General features: G+C 74.7%; 21 protein-coding genes and 5 tRNA genes. 13 read left to right on the top strand and 13 right to left on the bottom strand.

Going from position 1 to position 25226, the window contains the following annotated elements:
• Positions 1-217 precede the first annotated feature (217 nt).
• Positions 218-2980, top strand: a complete 2763-nt coding sequence (locus tag ACTMS9_RS17605; protein ID WP_441165490.1) for a glycoside hydrolase family 9 protein — start codon at positions 218-220, stop codon at positions 2978-2980.
• Between the two features lie 63 nt (positions 2981-3043).
• Here the strand turns inward: ACTMS9_RS17605 and ACTMS9_RS17600 are convergent, their stop codons facing one another.
• The gene (locus tag ACTMS9_RS17600) at positions 3044-4000 is read right to left on the bottom strand and encodes a hypothetical protein (protein ID WP_441165489.1); all 957 of its coding nucleotides are present in this window, start codon (positions 3998-4000) and stop codon (positions 3044-3046) included.
• 155 nt (positions 4001-4155) lie between these two features.
• Here ACTMS9_RS17600 and ACTMS9_RS17595 point away from each other — a divergent pair, with 155 nt between their 5' ends.
• Entirely contained in the window at positions 4156-5205 is a 1050-nt protein-coding gene (locus tag ACTMS9_RS17595; protein WP_441144077.1) for a GlxA family transcriptional regulator, read from the top strand.
• 41 nt (positions 5206-5246) lie between these two features.
• On the opposite strand, the gene ACTMS9_RS17590 is transcribed toward ACTMS9_RS17595, so the two are convergent.
• The 4 genes from ACTMS9_RS17590 to bioB form a co-directional block, all read right to left on the bottom strand.
• Complete coding sequence (locus ACTMS9_RS17590; protein ID WP_441165488.1) at positions 5247-6509, bottom strand: YbfB/YjiJ family MFS transporter; 1263 nt, start codon at positions 6507-6509, stop codon at positions 5247-5249.
• Positions 6510-6650: 141 nt separating this feature from the next.
• Positions 6651-7157 (bottom strand): GNAT family N-acetyltransferase, encoded by a 507-nt coding sequence (locus tag ACTMS9_RS17585; protein ID WP_088963257.1) that lies wholly within the window; start codon positions 7155-7157, stop codon positions 6651-6653.
• A gap of 4 nt (positions 7158-7161) precedes the next feature.
• Entirely contained in the window at positions 7162-7377 is a 216-nt protein-coding gene (gene bsaP, locus ACTMS9_RS17580; protein ID WP_441165487.1) for a biotin synthase auxiliary protein BsaP, read from the bottom strand.
• Positions 7374-8369 carry a biotin synthase BioB gene (gene bioB, locus ACTMS9_RS17575; protein WP_357614809.1) on the bottom strand — a complete coding sequence of 332 codons (996 nt, stop codon included), beginning with the start codon at positions 8367-8369 and terminating at the stop codon, positions 7374-7376. Before bioB ends, bsaP begins: the two co-directional genes overlap by 4 nt.
• Positions 8370-8581: 212 nt before the next feature.
• On the opposite strand from bioB, the gene ACTMS9_RS17570 reads away from it, so the two are divergent.
• Genes ACTMS9_RS17570 through ACTMS9_RS17555 form a run of 4 tightly spaced genes read left to right on the top strand, consistent with a single transcriptional unit; the run spans position 8582 to position 12689 of the window.
• Positions 8582-9718, top strand: coding sequence for an 8-amino-7-oxononanoate synthase (locus tag ACTMS9_RS17570; RefSeq protein ID WP_441165486.1), 1137 nt, complete (start codon positions 8582-8584; stop codon positions 9716-9718).
• 20 nt (positions 9719-9738) lie between these two features.
• Positions 9739-10443: a dethiobiotin synthase gene (gene bioD / locus ACTMS9_RS17565; RefSeq protein WP_441144970.1), complete on the top strand. Its 705-nt coding sequence runs from the start codon at positions 9739-9741 to the stop codon at positions 10441-10443.
• Positions 10444-10497: 54 nt separating this feature from the next.
• Positions 10498-12027 carry a sensor histidine kinase gene (locus ACTMS9_RS17560; protein ID WP_441165485.1) on the top strand — a complete coding sequence of 510 codons (1530 nt, stop codon included), beginning with the start codon at positions 10498-10500 and terminating at the stop codon, positions 12025-12027.
• 11 nt (positions 12028-12038) lie between these two features.
• Entirely contained in the window at positions 12039-12689 is a 651-nt protein-coding gene (locus ACTMS9_RS17555; protein ID WP_441165659.1) for a response regulator, read from the top strand.
• 24 nt (positions 12690-12713) lie between these two features.
• Here ACTMS9_RS17555 and ACTMS9_RS17550 read toward each other — a convergent pair whose 3' ends face one another.
• From ACTMS9_RS17550 to ACTMS9_RS17535, 4 genes are all read right to left on the bottom strand, one after another.
• A complete protein-coding gene (locus ACTMS9_RS17550) occupies positions 12714-13514 on the bottom strand; it encodes an ABC transporter permease subunit (RefSeq protein ID WP_441165484.1) in 801 nt (266 codons plus the stop codon).
• Positions 13511-14434 carry an ATP-binding cassette domain-containing protein gene (locus ACTMS9_RS17545; RefSeq protein WP_441165483.1) on the bottom strand — a complete coding sequence of 308 codons (924 nt, stop codon included), beginning with the start codon at positions 14432-14434 and terminating at the stop codon, positions 13511-13513. Before ACTMS9_RS17545 ends, ACTMS9_RS17550 begins: the two co-directional genes overlap by 4 nt.
• A gap of 562 nt (positions 14435-14996) precedes the next feature.
• Positions 14997-16160, bottom strand: a complete 1164-nt coding sequence (locus ACTMS9_RS17540) for a cytochrome P450 (RefSeq protein WP_441165482.1) — start codon at positions 16158-16160, stop codon at positions 14997-14999.
• 9 nt (positions 16161-16169) lie between these two features.
• On the bottom strand, positions 16170-16838 hold the full coding sequence (locus ACTMS9_RS17535) for a class I SAM-dependent methyltransferase (protein WP_441165481.1): 669 nt from the start codon (positions 16836-16838) through the stop codon (positions 16170-16172).
• Between the two features lie 182 nt (positions 16839-17020).
• Between ACTMS9_RS17535 and ACTMS9_RS17530 the strand changes: the two genes are divergently transcribed.
• Positions 17021-17860 carry a hypothetical protein gene (locus ACTMS9_RS17530; protein ID WP_441165480.1) on the top strand — a complete coding sequence of 280 codons (840 nt, stop codon included), beginning with the start codon at positions 17021-17023 and terminating at the stop codon, positions 17858-17860.
• A 49-nt stretch (positions 17861-17909) separates the two neighbouring features.
• Here ACTMS9_RS17530 and ACTMS9_RS17525 read toward each other — a convergent pair whose 3' ends face one another.
• Entirely contained in the window at positions 17910-20843 is a 2934-nt protein-coding gene (locus ACTMS9_RS17525) for a M36 family metallopeptidase (RefSeq protein ID WP_441165479.1), read from the bottom strand.
• Positions 20844-21064: 221 nt separating this feature from the next.
• Here ACTMS9_RS17525 and ACTMS9_RS17520 point away from each other — a divergent pair, with 221 nt between their 5' ends.
• Complete coding sequence (locus tag ACTMS9_RS17520; protein ID WP_441165478.1) at positions 21065-22261, top strand: alkane 1-monooxygenase; 1197 nt, start codon at positions 21065-21067, stop codon at positions 22259-22261.
• Between the two features lie 144 nt (positions 22262-22405).
• On the opposite strand, the gene ACTMS9_RS17515 is transcribed toward ACTMS9_RS17520, so the two are convergent.
• Together ACTMS9_RS17515 and ACTMS9_RS17510 are read right to left on the bottom strand one after the other, a co-directional pair.
• Positions 22406-22987, bottom strand: coding sequence for a TIGR03086 family metal-binding protein (locus ACTMS9_RS17515; protein WP_441165477.1), 582 nt, complete (start codon positions 22985-22987; stop codon positions 22406-22408).
• Between the two features lie 134 nt (positions 22988-23121).
• On the bottom strand, positions 23122-23724 hold the full coding sequence (locus tag ACTMS9_RS17510; RefSeq protein ID WP_441144051.1) for a TetR/AcrR family transcriptional regulator: 603 nt from the start codon (positions 23722-23724) through the stop codon (positions 23122-23124).
• Between the two features lie 301 nt (positions 23725-24025).
• On the opposite strand from ACTMS9_RS17510, the gene ACTMS9_RS17505 reads away from it, so the two are divergent.
• From ACTMS9_RS17505 to ACTMS9_RS17495, 3 genes are all read left to right on the top strand, one after another.
• Positions 24026-24098: transfer RNA gene (locus tag ACTMS9_RS17505), tRNA-Gly, on the top strand.
• A 34-nt stretch (positions 24099-24132) separates the two neighbouring features.
• A tRNA-Cys gene (locus ACTMS9_RS17500) sits at positions 24133-24203 on the top strand.
• A gap of 12 nt (positions 24204-24215) precedes the next feature.
• Positions 24216-24287 (top strand) — tRNA-Val (locus tag ACTMS9_RS17495).
• A gap of 159 nt (positions 24288-24446) precedes the next feature.
• Here ACTMS9_RS17495 and ACTMS9_RS17490 read toward each other — a convergent pair.
• Positions 24447-24686 carry a DUF6458 family protein gene (locus tag ACTMS9_RS17490; protein ID WP_280836300.1) on the bottom strand — a complete coding sequence of 80 codons (240 nt, stop codon included), beginning with the start codon at positions 24684-24686 and terminating at the stop codon, positions 24447-24449.
• A gap of 162 nt (positions 24687-24848) precedes the next feature.
• Between ACTMS9_RS17490 and ACTMS9_RS17485 the strand changes: the two genes are divergently transcribed.
• Positions 24849-24921: transfer RNA gene (locus tag ACTMS9_RS17485), tRNA-Gly, on the top strand.
• Between the two features lie 9 nt (positions 24922-24930).
• Positions 24931-25005, top strand: a tRNA-Val gene (locus ACTMS9_RS17480).
• Positions 25006-25226: the final 221 nt, after the last annotated feature.

Here is a 25226-nt window from a genome sequence, read left to right as displayed (position 1 = left end):
TGCACGGCATCGAAGTGCGACATCGGGCGAACGGTCTGAGCTGGGACGACGTGGCGGATCGGATTCGGGAATCCGGCCAAACGGCGGGGATTTCGCGGCGTGTCGATGTAACGCGGACGAGACTGTGGACGCTCCGCCTGCCGCCGTCCGGCCTTCCCAAGGACCTGACCGGCAGTTTACATTGTCGATCATCCATGGGAGCGCTCCCACGCCCTCGATGGCCACCCCACCACCACAGCCGCCGGCGGCGCCCACAACCCCCGACACCCGTCCCCGTCGGGCGTGCGCCGCCGGTGGCGCCCACCGACAGGAGTACCGCCATGCAGCACCCGTACCGGCCCCGCCGGCCGGTCCGCGGCCGGCTCCGCCGCCTGCTCGCCGTCGGCGCCGCGCTGAGCACCGGGCTGGCCCTGGCCGTCGGCGCACCGGCACCCGCCCCGTCCGCCGCCGCGCCGCTCGGCCCGGACGCCGCCGCGCCGCCTCCAACTACGGCGCGGCCCCCGCCGGCGCGGACGTGCGGACCAGGAGCCTCGCCGCCGCGCCCGCCTTCAACTATTCCGAGGCGTTGCAGAAGTCGCTGTTCTTCTACGAGGCGCAGCAGTCCGGGAGGAAGCCGTCCTGGAACCGGGTCTCCTGGCGGGGCGACTCCGCCCTCACCGACGCCGCCGACGTCGGCCTGGACCTCACCGGCGGCTGGTACGACGCGGGCGACCACGTGAAGTTCGGCTTCCCGATGGCGTTCAGCGCCACCATGCTCGCCTGGGGTGCGGTCGAGTACCGCGACGGCTACGTCGCCTCCGGCCAGCTCCCGCACCTGCTGAACAACCTGCGCTTCGTCAACGACTGGTTCGTCAAGGCGCACCCCGCGCCGAACGTCCTCTACGGACAGGTCGGCAAGGGCGACGACGACCACACGTGGTGGGGTCCGGCCGAGGTCATGCCGATGGCGCGGCCCGCGTACAAAATCGATGCGAGCTGTGGCGGCGCGGACCTGGCGGGGGAGACGGCGGCCGCGATGGCCGCGTCGTCGATGGTCTTCCGGCCCACCGACGCCGCCTACGCCGACAAGCTGCTCGGCCACGCGAAGCAGCTCTACACGTTCGCCGACACGGTGCGGAAGAGCTACCACGAGTGCATCACCGACGCGACCAGCTTCTACCGCTCCTGGAGCGGGTGGCAGGACGAGCTGGTCTGGGCCGCGATCTGGCTGCACCGGGCCACCGGCGACCCCGCCTACCTGGCCAAGGCCGAGAGCGAGTACGACCGGCTCGGCACCGAGAACCAGAGCACCACCCGCTCCTACCGGTGGACCATCGCCTGGGACAACAAGCAGTTCGGCGCGTACGTGCTGCTGGCCAACCTGACCGGCAAGCAGAAGTACGTCGACGACGCCAACCGCTGGCTCGACTACTGGACGGTCGGCGTCAACGGGCAGCGGGTGCCCTACTCGCCGGGCGGGATGGCGGTGCTCGACTCCTGGGGCGCCCTGCGCTACGCCGCCAACACCGCGTTCGCCGCGCTGGTCTACGGCGACCGGACCACCGACGCGACCCGCAAGGCGCGCTACCACGACTTCGCCGTCCGGCAGATCAACTACGCGCTGGGCGACAACCCGCGCAACTCCAGCTACGTCATCGGGTTCGGCGCCAATTCACCACGGAATCCGCACCACCGCACCGCGCACGGCTCCTGGTGGGACAGCCAGACGGTGCCCACCGAGACCCGGCACGTGCTCTACGGCGCGCTGGTCGGCGGCCCGTCGTCGGCCAACGACGCCTACACCGACAATCGGTCGGACTACGTGATGAACGAGGTCGCCACCGACTACAACGCCGGCTTCACCTCCGCGCTGGCCCGGCTCGCCAAGGAGTACGGCGGCAGCCCGCTCGCCGGCTTCCCGGTCGCCGAACAACCCGACCTGGACGAGCTGACCGTGGAGACCACGGTGATGCAGCCCGAGCCGCGCGCCACCGGGCTGAAGGCGATCGTCTACAACAGGTCGGCGTTCCCGGCCCGCGCGCTGACGACCGCGAAGTTCCGCTACTACTTCCGCCCCGACGGCACCGCCCCGGTGCAGGTCACCCCCGGCTACACCCAGGGCTGCCCGGCACCGGCCACCGCGAAGCAGTTCTCCGGCGACATCTGGTACGTCGAGGTCGACTGCACCGGGTACACCATCGCCCCGGCCGGGCAGTCGCAGCACCGGATGGAGGTCCAGTTCAAGATCGGCGTACCGGAGGGTGGCACCTGGGACCCGACGAACGACCCGTCGTACCAGCCGACTGCCGGGCCGAACCGGAAGGTGCCGCTCTACTCCGCCGGCACCCGGGTCTGGGGTGAGGAACCCGGACCGGCCACCCCGGACACGACCGCGCCGACCACCCCCGGCACCCCGGTCGCCTCGGCGGTCACCTCGACCGGGTTGACCCTCGCCTGGGGACCGGCCACCGACCACGTCGGGGTTACCGGGTACCGGGTGTACCGGGAGGCCGGAGCGACCGACGCGCTGGTCGGCTCGCCCGCCGGCGCCACGCTCACCCTCACCGGGCTGACCGCGTCGACCGCGTACACCTTCTACGTCGTCGCGGTGGACGCGGCCGGCAACGTCTCCGCGGCGTCCGCGCCGATCACCGTGACCACCGCGGACCCGCCCGCCGCCGGGGCCTGCACGGTCGGGTACGTCACCAGCGACTGGAGCACCGGCTTCACCGCGAACATCACCATCACCAACACCGGTACGAGCACCCTGACCGGCTGGACGCTCGGGTTCAGCTTCCCGTCCAGCGGGCAGCAGGTCGGCCAGGGCTGGTCGGCGACGTACCGCCAGACCGGCACGGCGGTGACCGCGACGAACCTCTCCTACAACGGCACGCTGGCGCCCGGGGCGTCGACCAGCCTCGGCTTCAACGGCACCCACACCGGCAGCAACCCCAGGCCCGCCACCTTCACCCTCAACGGCGTCACCTGCGCGACCGCCTGACGGCTGCCGCGTGTCGAGATCTTGGACAGTTGCCGTTCGCACCGGACGGCAACTGTCCAAGATTCATCTCGGCGGACGCCAGCCGGCGGCGGTCAGTGCGCGGTGGAGAGTGGCGGCGACCTCGTCGGGGCGGGCGCGGACCAGCCACGCCGGGAAGCGCAGGATGCGATCGCCGGACGCCCAGACGTCGTTCTGCCGCGCCATGTCCGCCGCCCAGTGCCGGACATCCATGTGGTGCGACCCGTCGACCTCGACGTGCACCCCCCACTCCCGCCAGTACGCGTCCAGCCAGCGGGCCCGTCCGGCCGCGTCCTTGCGACGATGTTGCAGCTCGGGTCGGGGGAGGCCGTACCGGCGGCAGAGCCGGAGGAAGTCGATCTCCGACAGCGCCTCCGCCCCACCGGCGATGTCGGCGACGGTCTCCCGGATCAGTTGCCGACGCGGGGTGCGGGGCAGGGCGTCGACCACCGCCCGGATCTCCTCCGGAGTGACCCGGCGCTGCTGGCAGCCGGCGGCCAGCGTCGACTGCGCCTCGTCGACGTCACGCGCCCAGCCGGCCGCGTCCACCAGGGCCCGGGCGGTGGTGGTGCGGGTGGGGCGGGCGAGTTGCAGATGCGCGTCGGGCAGCACCGACGTGCGGTGCACGATGACTGCGGCCATGTCGATGGGCAGCCGTCGCCGCACCGTCCGGGCGGCGCGGCGCGCTGCGGGGACCAGTACGTGCAGAGGCTCTCGGCGTAGCCCCCGCACGCCCGCTTCGGTGGCGGCGGTCGCACCGGCCAGCACCGCGCCCGGGCCGGCGGCGAGCACGGCCACCCACAACTGCTGGTCCCGCGTCAGCCGGCCGTTGCCGGTGAGCAGAACGCCTCGGCAGATGGGCCGCCAGCGTCCCGACCGGACCATGCCGCGTACCACGCCCTCGGTGAGCAGCCGGGTCGCCTGGGCGGTGGTGACGACGCCGGCCTGCTCGAAGGTGAGCCAGTCCAGCGCGTCGGCCTCGTCGCCAGGAAAAGTGAGCACCACCCCACCGACCCTGTCCGGCGAGCCGGGACCACGCCACCAGATCTTGGACACTTACCGTTCGGTCCGAACGGTAACTGTCCAAGATTCAGAGCCGGCGGCGGCTCCGGGTGAACCGCTCCGCCGGGCGGAAGGGGCTGGCTAGGCTCGACGGCGTGCGGGCCGCGGAACGCAGTGACACCGTGCTCTTCGTCGTCTACGACGGGGTACGGCTGCTCGACGTCACCGGGCCGCTGGAGGTCTTCACCGTCGCCAACGAGCACGGCGGGACGTACCGGCTGGTGCTCGCCTCCCCCGACGGCCAGGACGTGGTGAGCAGCGCCGGGGTCCGGCTCGGCGCCGACGTGGCGCTGCCGGAGGTGACCGGGCCGATCGGCACGCTGGTGGTGCCCGGTGCGCCGGACTGGCAGGCCACGGCCGCCGACCGTCCCTTGCTCGACCAGGTCCGCCGGCTGGCGGCCGGCTCGTCGCGCACCGCGTCGGTCTGCGCGGGGGCGTTCACCCTCGCCGCCGCCGGGCTCCTCGACGGCCGCCGGGTGACCACCCACTGGGACCTGGCCGACCAGCTCGCCGCGCACTTCCCGGCGGTCACCGTCGACGCCGACCCGATCTTCATCGCCGACGGGCGGGTGATCACCTCGGCCGGCATCACCGCCGGCATCGACCTGACCCTCGCCCTGGTCGAGGCGGACCTCGGGCCGGAGACGGCACGCACGGTCGCCCGGCAGCTCGTCGTCTTCATGCAGCGCCCCGGCGGGCAGTCCCAGTTCAGCGTCCGGGCCGCCACCCCGAGCACCCGGCACGACCTGCTGCGGCGGGTGCTGGACACCATCGCCGCCGACCCGGCGCAGCCGTACGACCTGCCGGGGCTGGCAGCCCTGGCTGGGGTGAGCCCGCGTCACCTGGGCCGGTTGTTCCGCACCGAGCTGGGCACCACACCGGCCGGGTACCTCGACCGGGTCCGGGTGGAGGCGGCCCAGGGGCTGCTGGAACGCGGTGACGACACCCTCGACGTGGTGGCCCGCCGGGTCGGCTTCGGCTCGCCGGAGACGATGCGCCGGACGTTCCTGCGGGAGCTGGGCATCACCCCGGGCGCCTACCGGTCCCGCTTCCGCACCACCGGGATCGACGAGCAGCGGTCACCGCCCGTCACCGGCGGGCGGGTCGTCCCCGACGACGTCGCGTCGGGGACGGCCCCCGCCTGACCCGGTCGCTACGGGGCCGGCCCGCGCGTGACCGGGCCCGGTCAGCGGCCGGCGGCCGACGCCGGCTCGGCGCTGCCCGACCCGACGGCCAGCGCCGGCTCGGCGGTGCCCGGCGCGGCAGCCGGGGCGGGGTCGCGCTGGCGCAACGCGACCAGCCCGGCGGCGGCGAGCAGCCCGACCGACAGCCAGAGCCCGACCTCCACCCCGCCGGAGTCGGCGAGCAGGCCCGAGAGCAGCGGGCCGACCGCCTGGCCCACCGAGAAGGCCACCGTCAGCAGGGCGATGCCGGCGGTCCAGCCGCTCGCCGGCAGGGCCCGGCGGGCGAGCATCGTGGCCGCCGTCGGACCGGCCATGAAGGAGCTGCCGAAGACCACCGCCGACACCACCGCCGCGGGCAGCCCGGCCGGCAGCAGCAGCACCGGCAGCACGCCGAGCAGCACCAGCAGGGAGACCAGCGCCGGGGCCCGGCCGCCCGCCAGCCGGCCGACCACCCGCCCCCACACGGTGAGGGTGGCGACCGCCGAGGCGAGACCCAACACCACGAAGAACGTGGCGACGCCGGGGGTGCCGAGGCCCCGGTCGCGCAGCAGCGCGATGACGAAGGTCAGGTAGCTCACGTAGCCGGCGCCGAAGAGGACGTACCAGCCGAACGTCGGGGCGAGCCGGGCCAGGTCCGCGCGGGGCAGCCCGGCCCGGGTGATCCCGGTCACCGGCGCGACCCGCCGCACCGCGAACAGCGCCGGGCCGACCGCCAGCACCGCGACCACGCCCAGCAGCAGCCAGCCGGACCGCCAGCCGGCGTCCCCGACCACGGTGAGCGCCGCCGGCACCAGCAGCCCCGAGAGCGCCACGCCGACGCCCACCCCGGCCATGTAGATCGCGACCAGCAGCGCGCCCCGGCGCTGCCCGTCGCCGGTGGCGATCCGGGCGGCCAGCGCCGAGCCGAGGACGAAGGCGACCGCGGTGGTCACGCCGCCGACGAACCGCAGGAGGTTCAACACCGGGTAGTCGGCGGTGGTCGCGGTGAGCAGCAGGGCCAGCGCGCCCACCGCCAGGGTGCCGACGAAGGCGGCGCGGTCACCGAACCGGCGGGCCCAGAACACCGCCGTGCCGGCGCCGATGACGTAACCCGCGGCGTTCGCCGTGTTCAGGCCCCCGGCCTGGGCGTACGTCCAGTGCAGGTCGTCGCGCATGGCCGGCAGCAGCAGCGCGTACGCGAAGCGGGTGAAGCCGAGCGCGACGACCGGCCCGGCGGCCAGGCCGAGCGCGGTCAGCGGGTCCCGCCAGCGCGGGGATCGGGACATGGTTCCTCCTTGGTCGGCGGGCTCGTCGACCCGCTGATCAGGTGGAACCGGGTGGGGTGGGTGGGTGATGGCCGGCGTTGCGGACAGCCGACCCTCGGATCGGGACATGCCGGGTCGCGGCCCGGATGACCGGAATGTGGCTCAGTCGGCCAGTTCGTCGGCGAGCAGCTCCATCAGCAGCGCGTCGTGCCAGGTGCCGTCCTCGCCGCGCTCGTACCGGCGCATGATGCCGACCGGCCGGAAACCGACCTTCGCGTACGCCCGGATCGCGGCGGTGTTCGCCGCCGCCGGGTCGATGGTGAGCCGGTGGTGGCCGTGCGCGGCGACCAGGTGCCGGGCCAGGGTGCGGATCGCGTCCCCGCCCAACCCCGAGCCGTGCACCGCCGGGTCGAGGTAGATGTCCAGCGCGGCGTGCCGGTAGTCCGGGTCCGGCTCGGCGTAGTACTGGACCAGGCCGACCACCCGCCCGTCGTGCTCGACGGCGTACGCGATCAGGTCGTCGTCGGCCAGCTCGGCGCGGACCGCCGCGGCCAGGTCGTCGCCGCCGCGCCACCACCGGCGCACCTCGGCGGTGGCCCGGATCGCCGCGAGGGCGGGCACGTCCGCGTCCGTCACCGGTCGCAGGATCACGCTCCGCCCCCGCAGCATCGCCTCAGCCCCGGATCTCGCCGTGCTCGACGCAGGTCGCCGACCAGCCGACCGGCAGCACCTGCACCTTCATCCGGCGGCGGCAGCGCGCGCAGTAGCGCGGCGGCTCCAGCGCCCGGGCCGCCGCGCAGGCCGCGTGCGGACCGGCCGTGGCGTCCTCGCCGCAGCGGTCGCACCAGGTCACCGCCGGCTGCACAACGTCGGTCACGGTCGGCCTCACAGCGTGGCGGAGAGCGCCTTGACGGGCATCTTCAGGTCGTCGAGCAGCTGCAGGTCGGCGGTCGCCGGCCGGCCCAGGGTGGTCAGGTAGTTGCCGACGATCACCGCGTTGATGCCGCCCAGCAGGCCGTCCCGGGTGCCCAGGTCACCGAGGGTGATCTCGCGGCCGCCCGCGTACCGGAGGATGGTGCGCGGCATGGCCAGCCGGAACGCGGCGATGGCCCGCAGCGCGTCCTTGCCCTCCACCACCGGCCGGTCACCCAGCGGGGTGCCGGGGCGGGGGTTGAGGAAGTTCAGCGGCACCTCGTGCGGGTCCAGCTCGGCGAGCTGCGCGGCGAACTCGGCCCGCTGCTCCACCGTCTCGCCCAGGCCCAGGATGCCGCCGCAGCAGACCTCCATGCCGGATTCGCGGACCATCCGCAGCGTCTCCCAGCGCTCCTCCCAGGAGTGCGTGGTGACCACGTTCGGGAAGTAGGAGCGGCAGGTCTCCAGGTTGTGGTTGTAGCGGTGCACGCCCATGTCGACCAGCTCGTCGACCTGCTCCTGGCTGAGCATGCCGAGCGACGCGGCGACCTGGATGTCGACCTCCGCCTTGATGGCGGCGACACCCTCGCGCATCTGCTTCATCAGTCGGGCGTCCGGGCCGCGTACGGCGGCCACGATGCAGAACTCCGTCGCCCCGGTCGCCGCGGTCTGCTTCGCCGCCTCGACCAGCGAGGGGATGTCCAGCCAGACCGACCGGACCGGCGAGGTGAACAGACCGGACTGCGAGCAGAAGTGGCAGTCCTCCGGGCAGCCGCCGGTCTTCAGCGACACGATGCCCTCGACCTCGACCTCCGGGCCGCACCAGCGCATCCGCACCTCGTGGGCGAGCTGGAGGGCGGCGGGCAGGTGCTCGTCGGGCAGGTTCAGCACGGCGAGGACTCCGGCCTCGTCGAGGCCGACGCCGTTCTCCAGCACCTGAGTACGGGCCTGGTCGAGGATCTCTGGCATGGCTCGTACCCTACAAGGCCGCCCCGGGGCGGAAAAATGACCGAGGTCGCACCCTCGCCGAGCGTCACCGGCACCGCGGTGCGGCGGCCCGCGCCACGCCGGTGCCGGCCGGGCGGGTGGTAATTTCGCCCGGCGGCGCGTTGCTCGCCGACGACCTCCTCCGCGTCGGATGCCGGGGGAGGCGAGCTGCGCGGCGGAGGGAGACGGTGACGGTGGCGGACTGGCTGGCGGCCCTGGAGCGCCGCGCCGAGCTGCGGGCCAAGGCGGGGCTCACCCGCACGCTGCGCCCGCGCGCCGCCGACGACGCCGTGGTCGACCTCGCCGGCAACGACTACCTCGGCCTGGCCACCCACCCCGAGGTCACCACCGCCGCCGCGCGGGCGCTGTCCGCGTACGGGCTGGGCGCCACCGGGTCGCGGCTGGTGCGCGGCTCCACCGACGCCCACCACGCGCTGGAGGACACCCTCGCCGAGTGGCTCGGCACCGACCGGGCGCTGGTCTTCTCCTCCGGCTACCTGGCCAACCTCGGCGCGGTCCGGGCCCTGGTGCAGCCCCGTACGCTGCTCGTCTCCGACGCCCACAACCACGCCTCGCTGATCGACGGCTGCCGGATCTCCGGCGCCGAGACGGTGGTGACCCCGCACGCCGACGTCGACGCGGTGGCCGCCGCGCTCGCCGCCGCCCCCGGCCGCCCGGCCGTCGTGGTGACCGAATCGGTCTTCTCCGTCGACGGTGATTTCGCCCCGCTGGCCCGGCTGCACGCCGTCGCCCGGGCGCACGGCGCACTGCTGCTGGTCGACGACGCGCACGCGCTCGGCGTCACCGGCCCGGGCGGCGCCGGCGGGGTGGCCGCCGCCGGCCTGGCCGGCCAGCCGGACGTAGTGATCACCGCCACCCTGTCCAAGGCGCTCGGCGGGTCCGGCGGGGTGGTCGCCGGCCCGGCCGAGTTCGTCCGGCACCTGGTCGAGACCGGACGCACGTTCATCTTCGACACCGCGCTGCCCCCGGCGGTGGCGGCCGGCGTGCGGGCCGCCGTGACGCTGGCCCGCGCCGGCGACGACCTGCGGGCGGAACTGGCCGACCGGGCCGCGCTGGCGGTCCGCCGGCTCGGCGCGGCGGGGCTGACCGTCTCCGCCCCCGACGCGGCCGTGGTGTCGGTGACCGCCCCCGGCCCGGAGGCCGCCACCACCTGGGCCGCCGACTGCCGCGACCGCGGCGTCGCGGTCGGCTGCTTCCGGCCGCCCTCCACCCCGGACAGCCGCTCCCGGCTGCGGCTCACCATCTCCGCCGGGGTGCCGCGAGCGGACTTCGAACGGGCCCTGGAGGTCATCGTGGAGTGTGCGCCTTGACCGAACCGTGGAAGGGCGCGGTGCTGGTCACCGGCACCGACACCGAGGTGGGCAAGACGGTGGTGACCGCGGCGGTCACGGCCGCCGCGCAGGCCGCCGGCCTGCGGGTCGCGGTGGTCAAGCCCGGCCAGACGGGTACGGCCACCGGCGAGCCCGGCGACGTCGACTCGGTGACCCGGCTGGCCGCCCCGCTGACCGGGCGGACCCTGGCCAGCTACCCGGACCCGCTCGCCCCGCTCGCCGCGGCCCGGGTCGCCGAGCTGGAGCCGCTGGAGCTGTACACCGCCGTCGACGCCATCCGCGAGGAGGTCGACAAGCACGACCTGGTGCTCATCGAGGGGGCCGGCGGGCTGCTCGTACCGATGGGGTTGCGGCCCTCCGGCGAGCCGTGGACGGTCGCGGACCTCGCGGTCTCCCTCGGCGCTCCGGCGGTGGTGGTGGCCCGGGCCGGCCTCGGCACGCTCAACCACACCGCGCTGACCCTCGAGGCGCTGGAGCGGCGCGCCATCCCGGCCGGCGTGGTGATCGGCGCCTGGCCGACGGAGCCGGAGCTGGTGCACTGGGCCAACCTCACCGACCTGGTGCCGCACCTGCTCGGCGCGCTGCCGGCCGGCGCCGGGGCGATGGACCCAGGCGTCTTCCGCCGCTCCGCCCCCGGCTGGCTCACCCCCGCCCTCTACGGGGTGCTGGACGACTGGCGCGCCTGGGCCGAGGACATCAGCTGACCACCTGACCTTCGTCGGTGCCCGGGGCCGCCGGGCGTCGGTAGCCTGGCCGACGTGCGCGAACGCGAGATCTGGCGCCGGGTGGACCGCCGGGTGGCCGGCGACGTGGCGCTCTGGGCCGGGCTCGCCGCCCCGGTGGCGTACGCCCGGCTGACCCCGCCCTACGAGCGGTACGTCGTACCCCTGCTGGTCGGCTCGGTGCTGCTGCTGGCCGCAGCGGTGGTGGTGGGCCGGCGGTTGCCGGCCGTGGCCGTGCTGCTGGTGCTGCTCGGCTCGGTGGTGGACGGTAACTTCGTCTTCGCCCTGCTGGTGTTCAGCTATCTGGCCGGGCGGCGCGGGGAACGAGCCGCCCCCGCCGGGGTGCTCTTCGCCGTGGTGGCGGCCGGTGGCACGGTGCTGCACCTGGTGCTGCTGGACACCGGCATGGCGACCTGGTTCCTGCTCAGCTGCGTGCTGCTGGGCGCCGGGGTGTTCCCCTGGCTGGTGGGCCGCTACCGGCGGCAGCAGCAGGCGCTGGTGCTGGCCGGCTGGGAGCACGCCGAGGCGGTGCAACGCGAGCAGCGGGGCGCCGCCGAGCGGATCCGGCTGCGGGAACGGGCCCGGATCGCCCAGGAGATGCACGACTCCCTCGGCCACGAGCTGAGCCTGATCGCACTCCGTGCCGCCGCCCTGGAGGTCGCCGGTGACCTGGACCCGCGGCACCGGGTGGCGGCCGGCGAGCTGCGGGCCAGCGTGGCGGGGGCCACCGAGCGGCTGCACCGGATCATCGGGGTGCTCCGCGAGGCGGACGTCCCGGCCAGCACCCGCCCCGCTGGCGAAAGCGTCGCCGACCTGGTCGACGGCGCCCGCGAGGCGGGGATGGCGGTGCGCCTGCACCACTCGCCGGACGCCGCCGACCTGCCGGAGCTGACCGCGCACGCCGCGCACCGGGTGGTCCGCGAGACGCTGACCAACGCCGCCCGGTACGCCCCCGGCGCCCCGGTCACCGTCACCCTCACCGGCCTCGGCGACCGGGTCGAGGTGCGGGTGGTCAACGCGCCGCCCCCGGCCGGTCCGCTGCCCGGGCCGCCGTCGCACGGCTCGGGCCTGCTGGCGCTCCGCGAACGGGTCCGGCTGGCCGGCGGCGTCCTCGACGCCGGCCCGACCGACGACGGGGGATTCGCCGTGGTGGCCCGGCTGCCGGTGGCCGACGCCGCCCCGCGCCCCGACCACGGCGACGGCGGACGGGCCGGGGAGCCCGTGCGGCTGCGCGACGCCCGGCGCGGGGTGCGGCGCAGCCTGCTCGCCGCGCTCGCCGCGCCGCCGGCCGTCGCGCTGCTGCTGTCGCTGGTCTACTACCCGGTCGTCACCACCGGCGCGGTGCTGGACGGCCCGGCGTTCGACCGGATGCGGATCGGCACGCCCCGCTCCGAGCTGACCGGGCTGCCCCGCCGCCAGGTCGAGCCGCCGCTCGACGCGCCGGCCGCGACCGCCGGCGTGATCTGCGAGTACTACACCGACGGCAACTTCCCGCTCGCCCAGCCGACCTGGCGGCTCTGCTTCGCCGACGGCCGCCTGACCAGCAAGGGACGGACCACGACGTGACCGCCGACGACGTGCCGCTGACGGTGCTGCTCGCCGACGACGAGGCGATGGTCCGGGCCGGGGTGCGGGCCATCCTCGCCGCCGACCCCGGCATCGAGGTGGTCGCCGAGGCCGGCGACGGCCGGGCCGCGGTGGAGTTGACCCGGGCGCACCGGCCCCGGGTCGCGCTGCTCGACATCAGGATGCCGAAGCTGGACGGGCTCGCCGCCGCCGCCGAGATCCGCCGGCTGGTGCCGGCGACGGCCACCGTCATGCTCACCACGTTCGGCGAGGACGAGCACGTGGCCCGGGCGCTCGGCCACGGCGCCAGCGGCTTCCTGCTCAAGGCCGGTGACCCCCGCGAGCTGCTCGCCGGGGTGCGGGCCGTCGCCGAGGGCGGGGCGTACCTGTCGCCGCGGGTGGCCCGCCGGGTGATCGAACTCAACGGCGACCGGATGGCCCGGGTGCCGGCGGCCCGGGACCGTACGGCCGGGCTGACCGACCGGGAGCGGGAGGTGCTCGGCCTGGTCGGGGCGGGGCTGTCCAACGCGGAGATCGCTCGCCGGCTCTTCCTCACCGAGGGCACCGTGAAGGGCTACCTGACCAGCATCTTCACCCGGCTGGACGTGCGCAACCGGGTGCAGGCGGCGATCATCGCGTACGAGGCGGGGCTGGCCGGCTGACCGGCCCGCCCCGCCCCGGGCCGCTCAGGCGTCGCGACGGCGCAGCGCGGCCCGGCCGACCGCCAGAGCCGCGCCGGCCCAGCCGGCCAGCAGCATCAGACCCACCACCGGCGGGTACGGGTCGGTGTCCCCGGCCAGGAAGTGCCCGCCGGCCACCCCCGGGAACGCGTCGGAGATCCGGGTGAGCAGGGTGATGTCCGGCTCCCGCAACGACAGCGGCACGATCATCAGCACGGCGAAGAGCACGGTGAGGGTCAGCACCGCGTTGCGCAGCGCCGCCCCCAGACCCAGGGCCAGCACCCCCACCAGCGCCAGGTACGTCGCCGTCGCCAGCACGTCGCCGAGCGTTCCGGCCAGCGGCGCCCGCCCCCACTCGCCGAGCAGGGGCCGGGCCGCGAGCACCCCGACCAGGCCGAGCAGCAGCCCGAAGGCGAACGTCACCGCGCCGGCCACCACCGCCTTGGCCAGCAGCACCCGGCCCCGCGACGGGGTGCCCTGCAGGGTGGTGCGGATGGTGCCGGTGGCGTACTCGCCGGTGATGGCGAGCAGGCCGAGCGCCAGCACCGCGTACTGGGTGAGTTCCAGCGCGCCGACCAGCACGCTGCCGGCGGTGACCACGCCCCGGTCGTCGGCCGGGTCGTCGTTGGTGTTGGCGTTGGCCGCGTAGATCGCCAGTTGGGCCGAGGTGGCGGCCATCAGCAGCACCCCGGCCAGCAGGGTCCACCAGGTGGCCCGCACCGACCAGAGCCGGGTCCACTCGGCGGCCACCGCGCCGGCGAGACCACCGCCCCGGGCGGCCGGGCGGGTGGGGGAGAGGGCGGTCACCGGCCACCTCCCGCGGCGTACTCGACCGCGTCGCCGGTCAACCGCATGAACGCCTGTTCCAGCGTCACGGCCACCGGGCTCAGCTCGTGCAGCGACACCCCCAGCTCGTACGCCAGGTCGCCGACCCGGTCGGCGGTGGCCCCGGTGACGGCCAGGCGGCGCGGGCCCTCGGCCGTGACCGCGTACCCCTCGGCGGTGAGCCGTCCGGCCAGCGCGGCCAGCCCCTCCGGGTGCGGCCCGCGGACCCGCACGGCGGCGGTGGCGCCCGTGGCGAGCACCTCCGTGACGGGCGCGTCGGCGATCAGCCGGCCCTTGCCGATCACCACCAGGTGGGCGGCGGTCTGCTCCATCTCGCTCATCAGGTGGCTGGAGAGCAGCACGGTCCGTCCCTCGGCGGCGAGGCCGGCGGTGAGCTGCCTGATCCAGCGCACCCCGTCCGGGTCGAGGCCGTTGACCGGTTCGTCGAACATCAGCACCGGCGGGTCGCCGAGCAGCGCGGCGGCGATGCCGAGCCGCTGCGCCATGCCGAGCGACAGGGTCCGTCCCGGCTTGGCGGCGGCCCGGTCGTCCAGGCCGGCCACGGCGAGCACCTCGTCGACCCGCCGGGCCGAGATGCCGTTGCTGCGGGCCATCGCCAGCAGGTGCGCCCGGCCCGCCCGCGCCGGGTGGATCGCCCGCGCGTCGAGCAGCGCCCCCACCTCCCGCAGCGGATGGCGCAGCTCCCGGTACGCCCGCCCGGCGACCAGGGCCCGGCCGGCGGTGGGCCGGTCCAGGCCGAGCACCATCCGCATGGTGGTGGACTTGCCCGCGCCGTTGGGGCCGAGGAACCCGGTGACCCGCCCGGGTGCGATGTCGACGGTCAGATCGTCGACGGCCGTCACCGCCCCGAACCGCTTCGTCAACCCACGTAATGTGATCATGCGTTGACGGTAGGAACCGACGGGCCGGTGCCGCCGCTGCCGATCGGCGTCCGCCGGACCCGACCTTCGTCAGGTACTCCGGCCGTTTTCGCCGTGCGCCCGCGCGGTGAAGTCGCGGTCGCGGAGCGGTCCGCCATCCCCGTCGGCCGTGGTGCTCATGCGCTGTCGAGCTGATGTCACAAACGACTCATGGGCCGGGGCGGGGCAGCCTGAATCGTTTGCGACATCAGGTCGACAGGACGCGGGGGAGGTGGTGTGGGGCTCGGCCACGGGCGCGGCACCGGACCCGAGCCGCCCGGCTGGCCGACGGAGGCGACCCTACGAGCCGGCCACGACACCAGCCCCGGGGGACGTGGTGCGGGCCCGGCCACGAGCGCGGCACCGGACCGAATGGCTCGGCTGGCCGACGGAGGCGACCCTGTGCGCCGGCTGCGACAGCAGCCCCAAGGGACGTGGGAGGTGGTGCCGGCCCCGGTCACGAACGCGGCAACCGAGTCGACCGCCGGGGCCGGCGCGGCCATCCCGTCAGCCGGCCGCGTCGCCCCGTGGGAGGGCGTGGAGGTCAGGACCGGCGGACCATGAACGCGTCCGGCATCCGGAAGGTCAGGTTGTCCGGGCACCAGGGCGGGCGGACCACGGTCACCCCGTCGAGCAGCGGGGCCGCCTCGGCCACCACCACCGCCGCCTCCATCCGGGCCAGCTGCGCGCCGACGCAGCGGTGCGCACCCGCGCCGAAGGCCAGGTGCCGGCGCGACCCGCGCTGCCCGGGCCGGAACGCCTCCGGTGCGGCCACCACCGCCGGATCGCGTCCCGCGCGGGCCAGCCAGAGCACCACGCTGGTGCCCGCCGCCACCGCCGTCCCGCCCAGCGTGGTGTCCACGGCCGCCACCCGTCGCCAGGTCACGATCGGCGGTTCCAGCCGCAGCCCCTCCTCCACCACGTCGGCGACCGCGACCGTGCCGGCGCGCAGCCCGGCGCGTACCTCGGGCTCGGCGGTGAGCCGGTGCAGCAGCAGGGTGAGGAACTGCGAGGTGGTCTCCTGGCCGGCCACCAGCAGGAAGAACAGCGCGCCGACCACCACGTCGGGGGAGTGCCCGTCGGCGCGCAGCGCGGCGGCCAGCCCGCCGCCGGTGGCGGCGAAGTCGCGCAGCACGGTGTGGAACCGGCCCACCTCGGCGGCGAGGGTGAGCTGACGGTCGGCGTCCAGCGGCGCCCAGAACAGCTCCAGCGCGGCCCGGGCGAAGTCCTTCACCGCGCCGACCGGGGCGTCCGGCAGCTCGACGAGCCGGGCCAGCACCAGCAGCGGCAGGTCGGCGGCGAGCTCGGCGTACAGGTCGACCGGTTCACCCGCGTCGAGCGCGGCGGCCAGCCCGGTCACCCGCCGCCGGACCAGCCCGGTCAGCCAGGGCTGCTGCGCGGCCACCCGGGTCGGGTGCAGGGCCTCCGCCACGATTCCCCGGATCGCCGGGTGGCTGGGGGTGGAGTTGTTCGCCAGCGTCGGCGGCAACCGGAACCGGTGCCCGGCGAGCACCCGCAGCGCGGCCACCGGGACCGGGGTCACCGCGTCCAGGGCGTTGTCCGGCCGCCAGGTGTCCGGGTCGGCGAGGACCTGCCGCACCAGCGCGTGCCGGGTGACCACCAGGTGGTCCACGCCGACGTGGTCGACGACGGTGGCCAGGTCCGGCCACCGCTCGTCGACGGACTCCCCCCAGCCCCGGAACAGCACGCCGACACGCTAGCGGGCGGCTCCCGGCGGGGCCGGGTCCAGCTCCCAGACGGTGGTGCGCTTCACCCGTACGCTCTCCAGCGCCTTCGGCACCGGCACGTCGTAGACGGCCAGCTCGCGGAACCGCTCGCGGGGCAGGAAGGCCCGCCCCGGGTCGCCGACCAGCACCCGGGCACCGGAGCGGGCGGCCCGCAGCAGGAAGCGCAGCACCCGCCGGGCCATCGCCTCGCTGTAGAAGACGTCCCCGGCGAGCACCACCTCGGCGTCCCCGGCGTCGGCGTCGAGGATGTCGCCGAACTCGGCGTCGACGCGTACCCCGTTGGCCTCGGCGTTGAGCGCGACGGCGGCCACCGCCCGCTCGTCGACCTCGACGGCGCGGACGGTGGTCGCGCCGGCCCGGGCGGCGGCGATGGCGACCAGGCCGGAGCCCGACGCCAGGTCCAGCACCCGGCGGCCGGCCACCAGCTCCGGATGGTCGGTGACGTAGCGGGCCAGCGCCTGCCCACCCGCCCAGGCGAAGGCCCAGAACGGCGGCGGCTGGGAGCTGCGGAACTCGCCCTCGGTCAGTTCCCAGAGCCCGATCGGCTCGTCGGCCTGGTGCAGCCGCACCTCCGGGACGAAGGCCACCGGGGTGAGGCGGGCGTGCAGCCGGACGAAGGCCGCGGAGAGATCCGACACCCGGGAATTGTCTCCCGGGGCGGTTCCCGGGCGTGTCGCGGGTCGGGCGTGACCGGTTCACCACCCAGCGTGATAACCCGACCTGTACTTCACGATTCGTGCGAACACGCCCGTCTACCGGCTACCCGGCACCCCTCATAGCGTTGCCAGGTGGATGCGACCGACGGGAGGGCGAGGCGGTGGTGACGGTGTGGCGGAACGCGCTGCGGGCCGGGGTGATGCTGGCCTGCCTGTCCACGGTGGGGCTGGCCGCGCCCACGCCGGCCTCGGCGGCGGCCGGCTTCGCCACCGAGCTGAGCGGCCTGCCGGACGAGTTCAGCGCCGGCGACCAGGTGAGCACCCTCTCCGCGGTGGTGTCGCGCAACGACGGCGGCCGGTGCGTGAAGGTCCGCTGGTCGATGGTGCTCAGCGTGCGGGGCCTGCGGCTGGACCAGGTGAAGGTGGACCGGGTGGAGGACTCGGGCAGCTTCCCGTTGCAGATCCAGACCGAGGGGGACATCGCCCGGCTCACCGACCGTCAGCTCGACCCGGGCACGCTCTGCCCGGACCGGACGGTCACCGCCCGCTACCGGGTGGCCTTCGCCGAGGACGTCGACCGGGGACGGGTCACGCTGGCTGCCGAGGCGTACGACGCCGACCTGCGGCTGCTCGCCCGGCAGAGCGCCACCCGCGACGTGGTCGGCCTGCTCGCCGCCGAGGCGTCCGCCACGCCGGAGCCGAGCGGCTCGGCCGTGGCCGTCGACCCGACCGAGCCCGTCGACGCGTCGACCGAACCGACCGAGGAGGCGGTCGCGGAGGTGCCGCCGGCGGCCGGGCGTCCGGTGGCCGGTGCCACCCGAGGGGGATTCGGTCTGGTGCAGGCCGCCTTCCTCCTCGGCGGGCTGCTGCTCTTCCTCGGCGCCGGGCTGCTGCTCAGGTTGCGGCAGCTGACCCGCGCGGCACGCGGGGGCGAAGCGGACCGCGGCGGGCCGGCGTACGAACGGGCCCGCCGGACCGGGCGCTGGGCGGCGACGCGTCGCTGATCGGGGGCCGCCGGGGCCGGGCGGCGACGCCACCCGACCCCGGCGGGGTTCACTTCGAGAACACCTGGAACTCGGCGATCCGGACCTGGTCGCGCGCCGGGCTGGCGGTCGCGCAGTCGGTGCTGGTGGCCGGGTCGTCGTCCTGCTCACCGGCGTACGCCGGACCGCCGGTGCACTGGCTGGCCAGCACCTCCAGCCGCACGTGGGTGGCGAGCGTGGTCGGCACCGGGAACGACCGCAGGTTGATGTCCCGGGTGTACGCCCGGTACTTCCCACCCGGGAACGCGTCGCCGGCGCTGGTGTAGATCCGCTCCCAGCGCGCCGGGTCGGCGCAGTCGGTGGTGGTCGCGTTGCAGGTGAGCACGGCGAAGGATCGCAGTGCGGTCAACGCGTTCTGCCCGCCCGCGTCAGGGTCCCCGGCGATCGCCGGGCGCAGCATGGCGCTGACGTTGACCCGCTTGACCACCTGCGGGGTGCCACCTGGCAGCGCCACCGTGACGCCCCGGCCGGCCACCCCGGTCAGCGACGCCCAGTTGGTGCTCTCGGTGTCGTCGCCGATCCGCTGCAGGTTCACCCCGTCGCCGGTGATGACCGCGCCGGAGGTGGTGGACGCCAGGTTGCGGCTCAGCCGCAGGTCGACGTACCCCTCCTGGCCGGCGCGGGCGACGACGCTGAGCCGCTGGTGGCCGAAGCCGGGCGCCACCGCGAGCAGCTGGTGCGTACCGGCGACCGCCTCGAAGGTGTCCGGCAGGGCGGTGGCCGGGTCGGTGTCGGCGATCGGGGTGGCCCGGGCCTCGTAGTCGCCCACGTACAGCCGGATCGGCGCCTCGGCGCTGTCCCCCTTCGGCCGCAGGGTGAGCGTGGCGTTGTCGCCGTACGGGCTGGCGAAGCTCGGCGTCGGGTCGGTGTCGGTGGCGCCGTTGGTGGCGGCGTCCCGGCCCATCCCGGAGCGGGCGAACTCGGCCCAGATCAGCTCCTGGTTGGCCCCGCCGAAGCGGAGCCGGTCGGCGGTGAGCAGGTTGTCCCGCATGTCGAGCATGCTGACCTGGCTGGCCGCCTGGAGCAGGAACGAGTCGAAGACCAGCTGCGCCCAGCGCCGGTTGCCCGGGCAGCTGTCCGCGGCGACCTTCCCCTGCGCGCAGTCGAGCTGCCGCTGCGGGGTGCCCGACCCGTACCGCTGCACCAGCGCGGAGCGGATCCGGTAGTTGGTGGCGCTCCAGATCTCCCCGTCGGCGTGCACCGCCGGGCCGGCGGTGTTGTAGCCGACGTCGGAGTAGTTGAGCGGGCTGCGGCTGAAGTCGTGGTTGCGGATGCCGCTGATCAGGTTGCCGGTGACGTACCCGCCGGTGACGAAGGGCGTCTGGCCGGGGGCGCGCAGGTTGTGCTCGTAGAGGTACTCGGCGGCGAGCAGGTCGCTCCACGACTCACCCATCGCGCCGCCCTGGTGGCCGCCGATGCCGCTGTCCGGGCCGGCGATCATGCGGTTGGTGATGGCGTGCGTGTACTCGTGCCCGATCACCGTCATGTCGTAGTCGCCGTCCACGCACGGCGGGTACGGCCCGCCGGCCTGCGGCTGCCACAGGTACATGTTGGTGGTGGGCGGCAGGCCGTCGCGCGGCGTGCCCTGGTTGGCGTTGTTCCGGTTGCCGGAGAGCGCGCCCTGCTGGGCGCGGCCCTGCTCGGCGTCGCCGCCGAGGCCGGCCCCGCTCACGTTGACCGCCTGAAGGTTCCAGGTGGCCTCGGTGAAGCCGAGGTGCCAGGCCCAGTCGTGCATCCGGTTGTGCATGGCGAAGAGGTTGGCGATGGCGGCGTCGGCGTCGTTGCGCTGCGCGGAGGTGAACACCGCCGGGTTGCAGCGGGCCTGGTGCCACTGGTCGGTGAACGGGTACTCGTAGCGGCGCTCCGGGCTGGCGGTGGCCGGCAGCAGCGGGCTGCCCGCGCCCCAGGAGACCACCGTGTTGGCGGAGTTGCCGCGCGAGGTGCCGGTCGGCAGGCCGGTGGCTTTGTCGACGTCCCAGGCGTTGCCGGTGGCCGGGTCGCGGAACGCGGCGGCGCAGCCTGGAGCGGGGTCGGCGCACCAGCGCACCCGGGGGTCCTGCCCGGGGGCGAGGTCCTGCGGCGGGGTGGCCGGGTAGACCGCCCAGCTCGGGTTGTCCGAGTCGAAGTCGACGAGGTCCTCGCGGACCAGCACCGCACCGGTGATGCCGTCGACATAGGTGGTGAAGGCGGCCGGATGGTCGCTGTCCGCGCCGATCAGGGTCACCTCGTACGCGGCCCGCGTGCCGTCGAGCGGGGTGGGCACCGCGACCGGGCGGACACTGTGGCTGGCCACCCGGGCGGAGTCCAGGCCGGCGTCGGCGAGCGCGGCCGCGTACGCCTGCTCGCCGCTGAGGGTGGCGGGGGCGGGCGCGGCGGCGTCCCGGGCCAGCGAGGAGCTGACCGAGATGACGGCGCCGTCGGCGACCGCCACGGTGACCAGCCCGTCGTGGCCGGCGGGCAGGTCGCCGAAGCGCTGCCGCAGGGTGACCACCGCGCCGTCGCCGATCGGCCGGACCAGCAGCCGGTCCATCGCGGCGACGGAGGCGGCGTCGAGGCCGAACAGGTCCCGGTTGTCGGTGAGGTAGCGCCGGGCGGCCGCCTCCGGGTCGGCGGGCAGGCCGGTGGCGAGCGGCGTCCGGGTCGGGCCGAGCGCGTGCGGGGTGCCGAGCCGGTTCCACCGCACGTCGGCGTCGACCCGTCGGGCGAGGCCGCGCTGCCGGGCGTCGGGCGCGGCCGTACCGGTGCGGTTGTCGAGGTCGGCGGCCTGGTGGCTGTCGTCGGCGAACGAGCCGGAGCGGCCCGGTGTCGCGGTCGCGGCGTCGCCCGGCGCGGCGGCGGTGGCGCCGCCGGGCAGCAGGGCGGCGACCACGGCGGCGGTCGCCAGTACGGGGACGAGCCGGCGGCGGGGCCGGCTCGTCGGAAGTGTCCACTCCGGTCTGGGCACGGGACCTCCTCGTGGGAGCGGGGGCCGACGCTGCGCCGGCCCGGTGCAGGCGCTGTTACGCATGCGCATCTGTGAATACCAGGCAGATCGGGCGAGGGCAAGGTCATCCGTGACGGTGGGTGCGGTGGCGATCACCGTGGTCGCTTTACAAAAACTTGCCTCTTGTAAAAAGGAGTGGCCGGTGCCACAGTCAGGACAGCCCGCGAGATCGGAGGTCGGCGATGGCCATCAGCCCCGACGCGACGGTTCCTCCCGTCGCCTGGCGCGACACCCGCAAGCCGCTCTGGCCGCTGGCCCTGCTCGTCCCGGTGCTGCCCTTCCTGGGCTGGCTGGGCTGGCGGGACGGCGGCGGCGCCTGGGCCTGGTGGCTCACCCCGGTGGTGGTCTTCGGGCTCATCCCGGTGGTGGACCTGCTGATCGGCGACGACCGGCGCAACCCGCCCGAGGAGGCGGTGCCCCGGCTGTCCGCCGACGGCTACTACCGCTGGCTCACCTACCTCTACCTGCCCACCCAGTACGCCGCCCTGGTGCTCTGCTGCGCCGTCTGGGCGCGCGGCGACCTGTCCTGGGTGGCCGCGGCCGGGCTGGTCGCCACCGTCGGGGTGGTCAACGGCATCGCCATCAACACCGCCCACGAACTGGGCCACAAGCGGGAGACCGCGGAGCGCTGGCTCTCCAAGGTCGCCCTCGCGCCGACCGGCTACGGGCACTTCTACGTGGAGCACAACCGGGGCCACCACACCCGGGTGGCCACCCCGGAGGACCCGGCCAGCTCACGGCTGGGGGAGAGCTTCTGGGCGTTCTGGCCGCGTACCGTCTGGGGCAGCCTGCGGTCGGCCTGGCGGCTGGAGACCAGCCGGTTCCGGCTCCGGGGCCGCAGCCCGTGGACGTGGCGCAACGACATCCTCAACGCCTGGGCGATGACGGTGGGTCTCTACGCCGCGCTGATGCTCGCCTTCGGTCCCGGCGTACTGGTGTTCCTGCTGCTCCAGGCGGTGGTCGGCTTCAGCCTGCTCGAGGTGGTCAACTACCTGGAGCACTACGGGCTGGCCCGGCAGCGCACCGCCGCCGGCCGCTACGAGAAGGTCGACCCCCGGCACAGCTGGAACAGCGACCGCACGGTCACCAACGTCTTCCTCTTCCAGCTCCAGCGGCACAGCGACCACCACGCCAACCCGCTGCGCCGCTACCAGACGCTGCGCAGCTTCGACACCTCGCCGCAGCTGCCGGCCGGCTACGCCACCATGGTGGTCGCCGCGCTGGTGCCCCCGCTCTGGCGACGGGTGATGGACCACCGGGTGCTCGCCCACTACGGCGGCGACCTCGACCTGGCCAACGTCCACCCGCCGGCCCGGCGCCGGCTGCGGGAGCGCCAGCGCCGTCGCCCCGCGGCCCCCGGGCAGGGGCACGCCGGCTGACCCCGCTGCCCGCGTCGGTCGGACGCCGGATCCCCCTCGGCGCCGGCGCACCCCCTCGACCGCGCCGGGTCGTTCCGGACCGACACCCTGCGCCAACTCCTGACCGGTAACGCGGTCCGGTCGTCCGCCGGCCCCGGTGACCGGTCAGGCCGGCGGCGTCCAGTCCGGGTCGCGGCCGAAGGCGGCGATCAGCCGATCCTGCGCGTCGGCGCCGGCCCGCACGTCGAGCCCGGGCCGGACCAGGTCGCCGCTGCGGTGGTCGGCGACGCGGGCGTCGAACCACCGGGTGCAGGCGGCGACCACGTCGCCGTCCAGGCGCGGGTCCGCCCCGATCGCCACCGCCAGGTCCCATCCGTGTACGAGGTGCTCGGCGACGAGCTGGTACAGGTACTCACCCGCCGGTGTCTCCCCGGCCGTGAGGTGCACCACGGTGTCGAGCGCACCCGGATGGCTGGCCGCCACCTCGGCCTGGGACGCCACCTGCCGGACCGCCCCGACCGGGTCGTCGCCGAGCTGGTCACCGTCGAACCGGTCGCCGATCTCCTCGACGGTCCGGCCGGCGAGCAGCGGCGCGGTCCACCGGTCCTCGGTGACCACGTGGTTGACCAGCGCGCGGACGTCCCAGTCGGGGCAGGGCGTCGGGTCCGACCACTGCCCGGGCGCGACCTGCTCGACCCGGTCGACGAACTCGGCCAGGCTCCGTCGGTACGTCTCCAGCAGGTCCATGCCGCCGATTGTCGCGGCTGTCCGTGGCGGGCCGGGCGGTTTTGCCCGGTCGTCCGGCCCTCGGGCGGCCGGTGCCGCGGCTCCCGGGTCGCTGCCCCCTGGCCACCGGGTCGGCCCCGGGCGGGGTAGGGCGGTCAGTCGAGCTGGGCGGGGTCGAGGCCCAGCTCCCGGGCGGTGATCAGCCGGATCCAGTCGGCGAACTGCCGCCGGGTGATCACCCGCTCGTGCACCGCGAGCTGGACGGCCAGCCCGTCCATCACCGCGTTGATCCGCCAGGCGGCGGCCGTCGGGTCGGCGCAGACGAAGGTGCCGTCGGTCACCCCGTCGGCGATCACCGCGGCGAGGTCCTGCCGCCACCGCAGGTCGAGCCGGCGGGAGACCCGCTCCAACTCCGGGGTGCGCAGCGACTCGGCCCAGCCGTCGATCCACATGGACCAGGAGATCGACCGCCCGGGCGGGGTGTAGAGGCGCAGCAGCTTGCGCAGCTTGGTCAGCGGTGGGGCGGAGGAGCGGACCACCACGTCCAGCCGGGCCAGGTCCTGCTCCACCGCGTACGCGAAGGCCTGTGCCAGCAGGCGTTCCTTGGTGGCGAAGTGGTAGAAGACGAGCGCCTGGCTGACCCCGGCGGCCTGCGCCACGTCGGCCGTCCGGGTGTTGGCGAGCCCCCGCTCGACGATCACGTCGCAGGCTGTACGCAGCAGGGAATCCAGGCGGACATCGGCGGCACGTCTCGTCACGCGGTTACCGTAACCCATCGATATGAGCACAGCGCGTTACCGAGCCGGCCGGTCGGGCGTGCCACAGTCGGAACCCGGACAGCTCTTCTTCGGCGCGTCGCGTCGCCCCCGACCTGGCCCTTCGGCTGACCCCCCCGCAATCCCTTCGACCACCCCACCCAGTCTCCTAGGAAGCTTTAGGGGGAGCCCCCGGTTTCTCGCCCGGGAACCCGCCAGGGACGCGCCGAGGGCACCCCCGAGTTGGCAACTCTTCCGAGCCTCGGCTAAAGTTCTCATCCGTCACCGGGAACGCCGGAGACAAGCGGACGTAGCGCAGCTGGTAGCGCATCACCTTGCCAAGGTGAGGGTCGCGGGTTCGAATCCCGTCGTCCGCTCGGAGCTGCCGCCACGCATGACGGGGGCAACCTCGGTGGGGTGGCCGAGAGGCGAGGCAACGGCCTGCAAAGCCGTGTACGCGGGTTCAAATCCCGTCCCCACCTCGGTATGAGCACGGGCGATTGGCGCAGTGGGAGCGCGCTTCCTTGACACGGAAGAGGTCACTGGTTCAAACCCAGTATCGCCCACAGAATGATCAGGCTGGTCACCGGAACTTCGGTGGCCAGCCTTTTCGTTTCCCCGCCCTTCCTGGCTCTGCATGCGAAGGCGCCGGCCACCCGTGGGTGACCGGCGCCCCGTCGTACGCCCGCGACCGATCAGCCCCGTCGGCCGGGTAGTGATGCGCCCTACAGCGGCGGAGCGATGTCCCGGCGCTCCTCCACCCGCCGGTACTCGACCGGCTCGGTGGTGGTGACCACCTGGCGGCGGCGACCCCAGACCAGCGCGGTCATGATGAGACCGAGCAGGCCGGCCGCCATCAGGATCCAGCCGATCACGTCCAGGTCGACGCCGCCGACGCTCGCGTCCAGGGCGAAGGTCAGGATCGCGCCGGCGGCGAGCAGGAAAATACTCGTTCCGATACCCACGACAGCCTCCTTCAGGGGATGCGGTGTGCTGTCGAGGTGAATCAGTACCCCGTGGGTGACCAGCGCAATCACCGGCGGTGGAGCGGGCGGGGCGGGGCGGCGGAGTAGGCGATCTTGCCATCGGGTAGAGTTCAACCTGTCGCCGGGGAGACCGGGTGGCACGCGGACGTAGCGCAGCTGGTAGCGCATCACCTTGCCAAGGTGAGGGTCGCGGGTTCGAATCCCGTCGTCCGCTCTCGACCACGGGCGATTGGCGCAGTGGGAGCGCGCTTCCTTGACACGGAAGAGGTCACTGGTTCAAACCCAGTATCGCCCACCAGGCATTTGCTCGACGTACGGAGCCCCGGCTGATGAGCCGGGGCTTCTGCCGTTCTTCCCCCTGCGGCTGCTGCTTTCTGGTCTGCCGCTTTCCTTGACCGCGCCGGTGTCTCTTGCTGTCGGTCCGTGGGTTGCGCTGGTCGGTGGTGGGGTGTGGCCCGCCGTGCCCGGCTCCGGGCGGTCAGGCTTGATCCCTGCGCCGGTCACGGCGGGCCACACCCC

It is taken from the genome of Micromonospora sp. L31 (assembly GCF_052068075.1).
Taxonomy (GTDB): domain Bacteria; phylum Actinomycetota; class Actinomycetes; order Mycobacteriales; family Micromonosporaceae; genus Micromonospora; species Micromonospora purpureochromogenes.
The sequence above is the reverse complement of the archived record's forward strand: the minus strand, read 5'-3'. Positions and strand labels throughout refer to the sequence as shown.

What these genes read in the sequence shown, in the direction of transcription:
- ACTMS9_RS17605 (WP_441165490.1), top strand. Translation starts at nt 218, where the DNA reads ATGGCCACCCCACCACCACAGCCGCCGGCGGCGCCCACAACCCCCGAC.
- ACTMS9_RS17590 (WP_441165488.1), bottom strand. Translation starts at nt 6,509, where the DNA reads ATGTCCCGATCCCCGCGCTGGCGGGACCCGCTGACCGCGCTCGGCCTG.
- ACTMS9_RS17585 (WP_088963257.1), bottom strand. Translation starts at nt 7,157, where the DNA reads ATGCTGCGGGGGCGGAGCGTGATCCTGCGACCGGTGACGGACGCGGAC.
- bioB (WP_357614809.1), bottom strand. Translation starts at nt 8,369, where the DNA reads ATGCCAGAGATCCTCGACCAGGCCCGTACTCAGGTGCTGGAGAACGGC.
- ACTMS9_RS17545 (WP_441165483.1), bottom strand. Translation starts at nt 14,434, where the DNA reads ATGATCACATTACGTGGGTTGACGAAGCGGTTCGGGGCGGTGACGGCC.
- ACTMS9_RS17520 (WP_441165478.1), top strand. Translation starts at nt 21,065, where the DNA reads ATGGCCATCAGCCCCGACGCGACGGTTCCTCCCGTCGCCTGGCGCGAC.
- ACTMS9_RS17515 (WP_441165477.1), bottom strand. Translation starts at nt 22,987, where the DNA reads ATGGACCTGCTGGAGACGTACCGACGGAGCCTGGCCGAGTTCGTCGAC.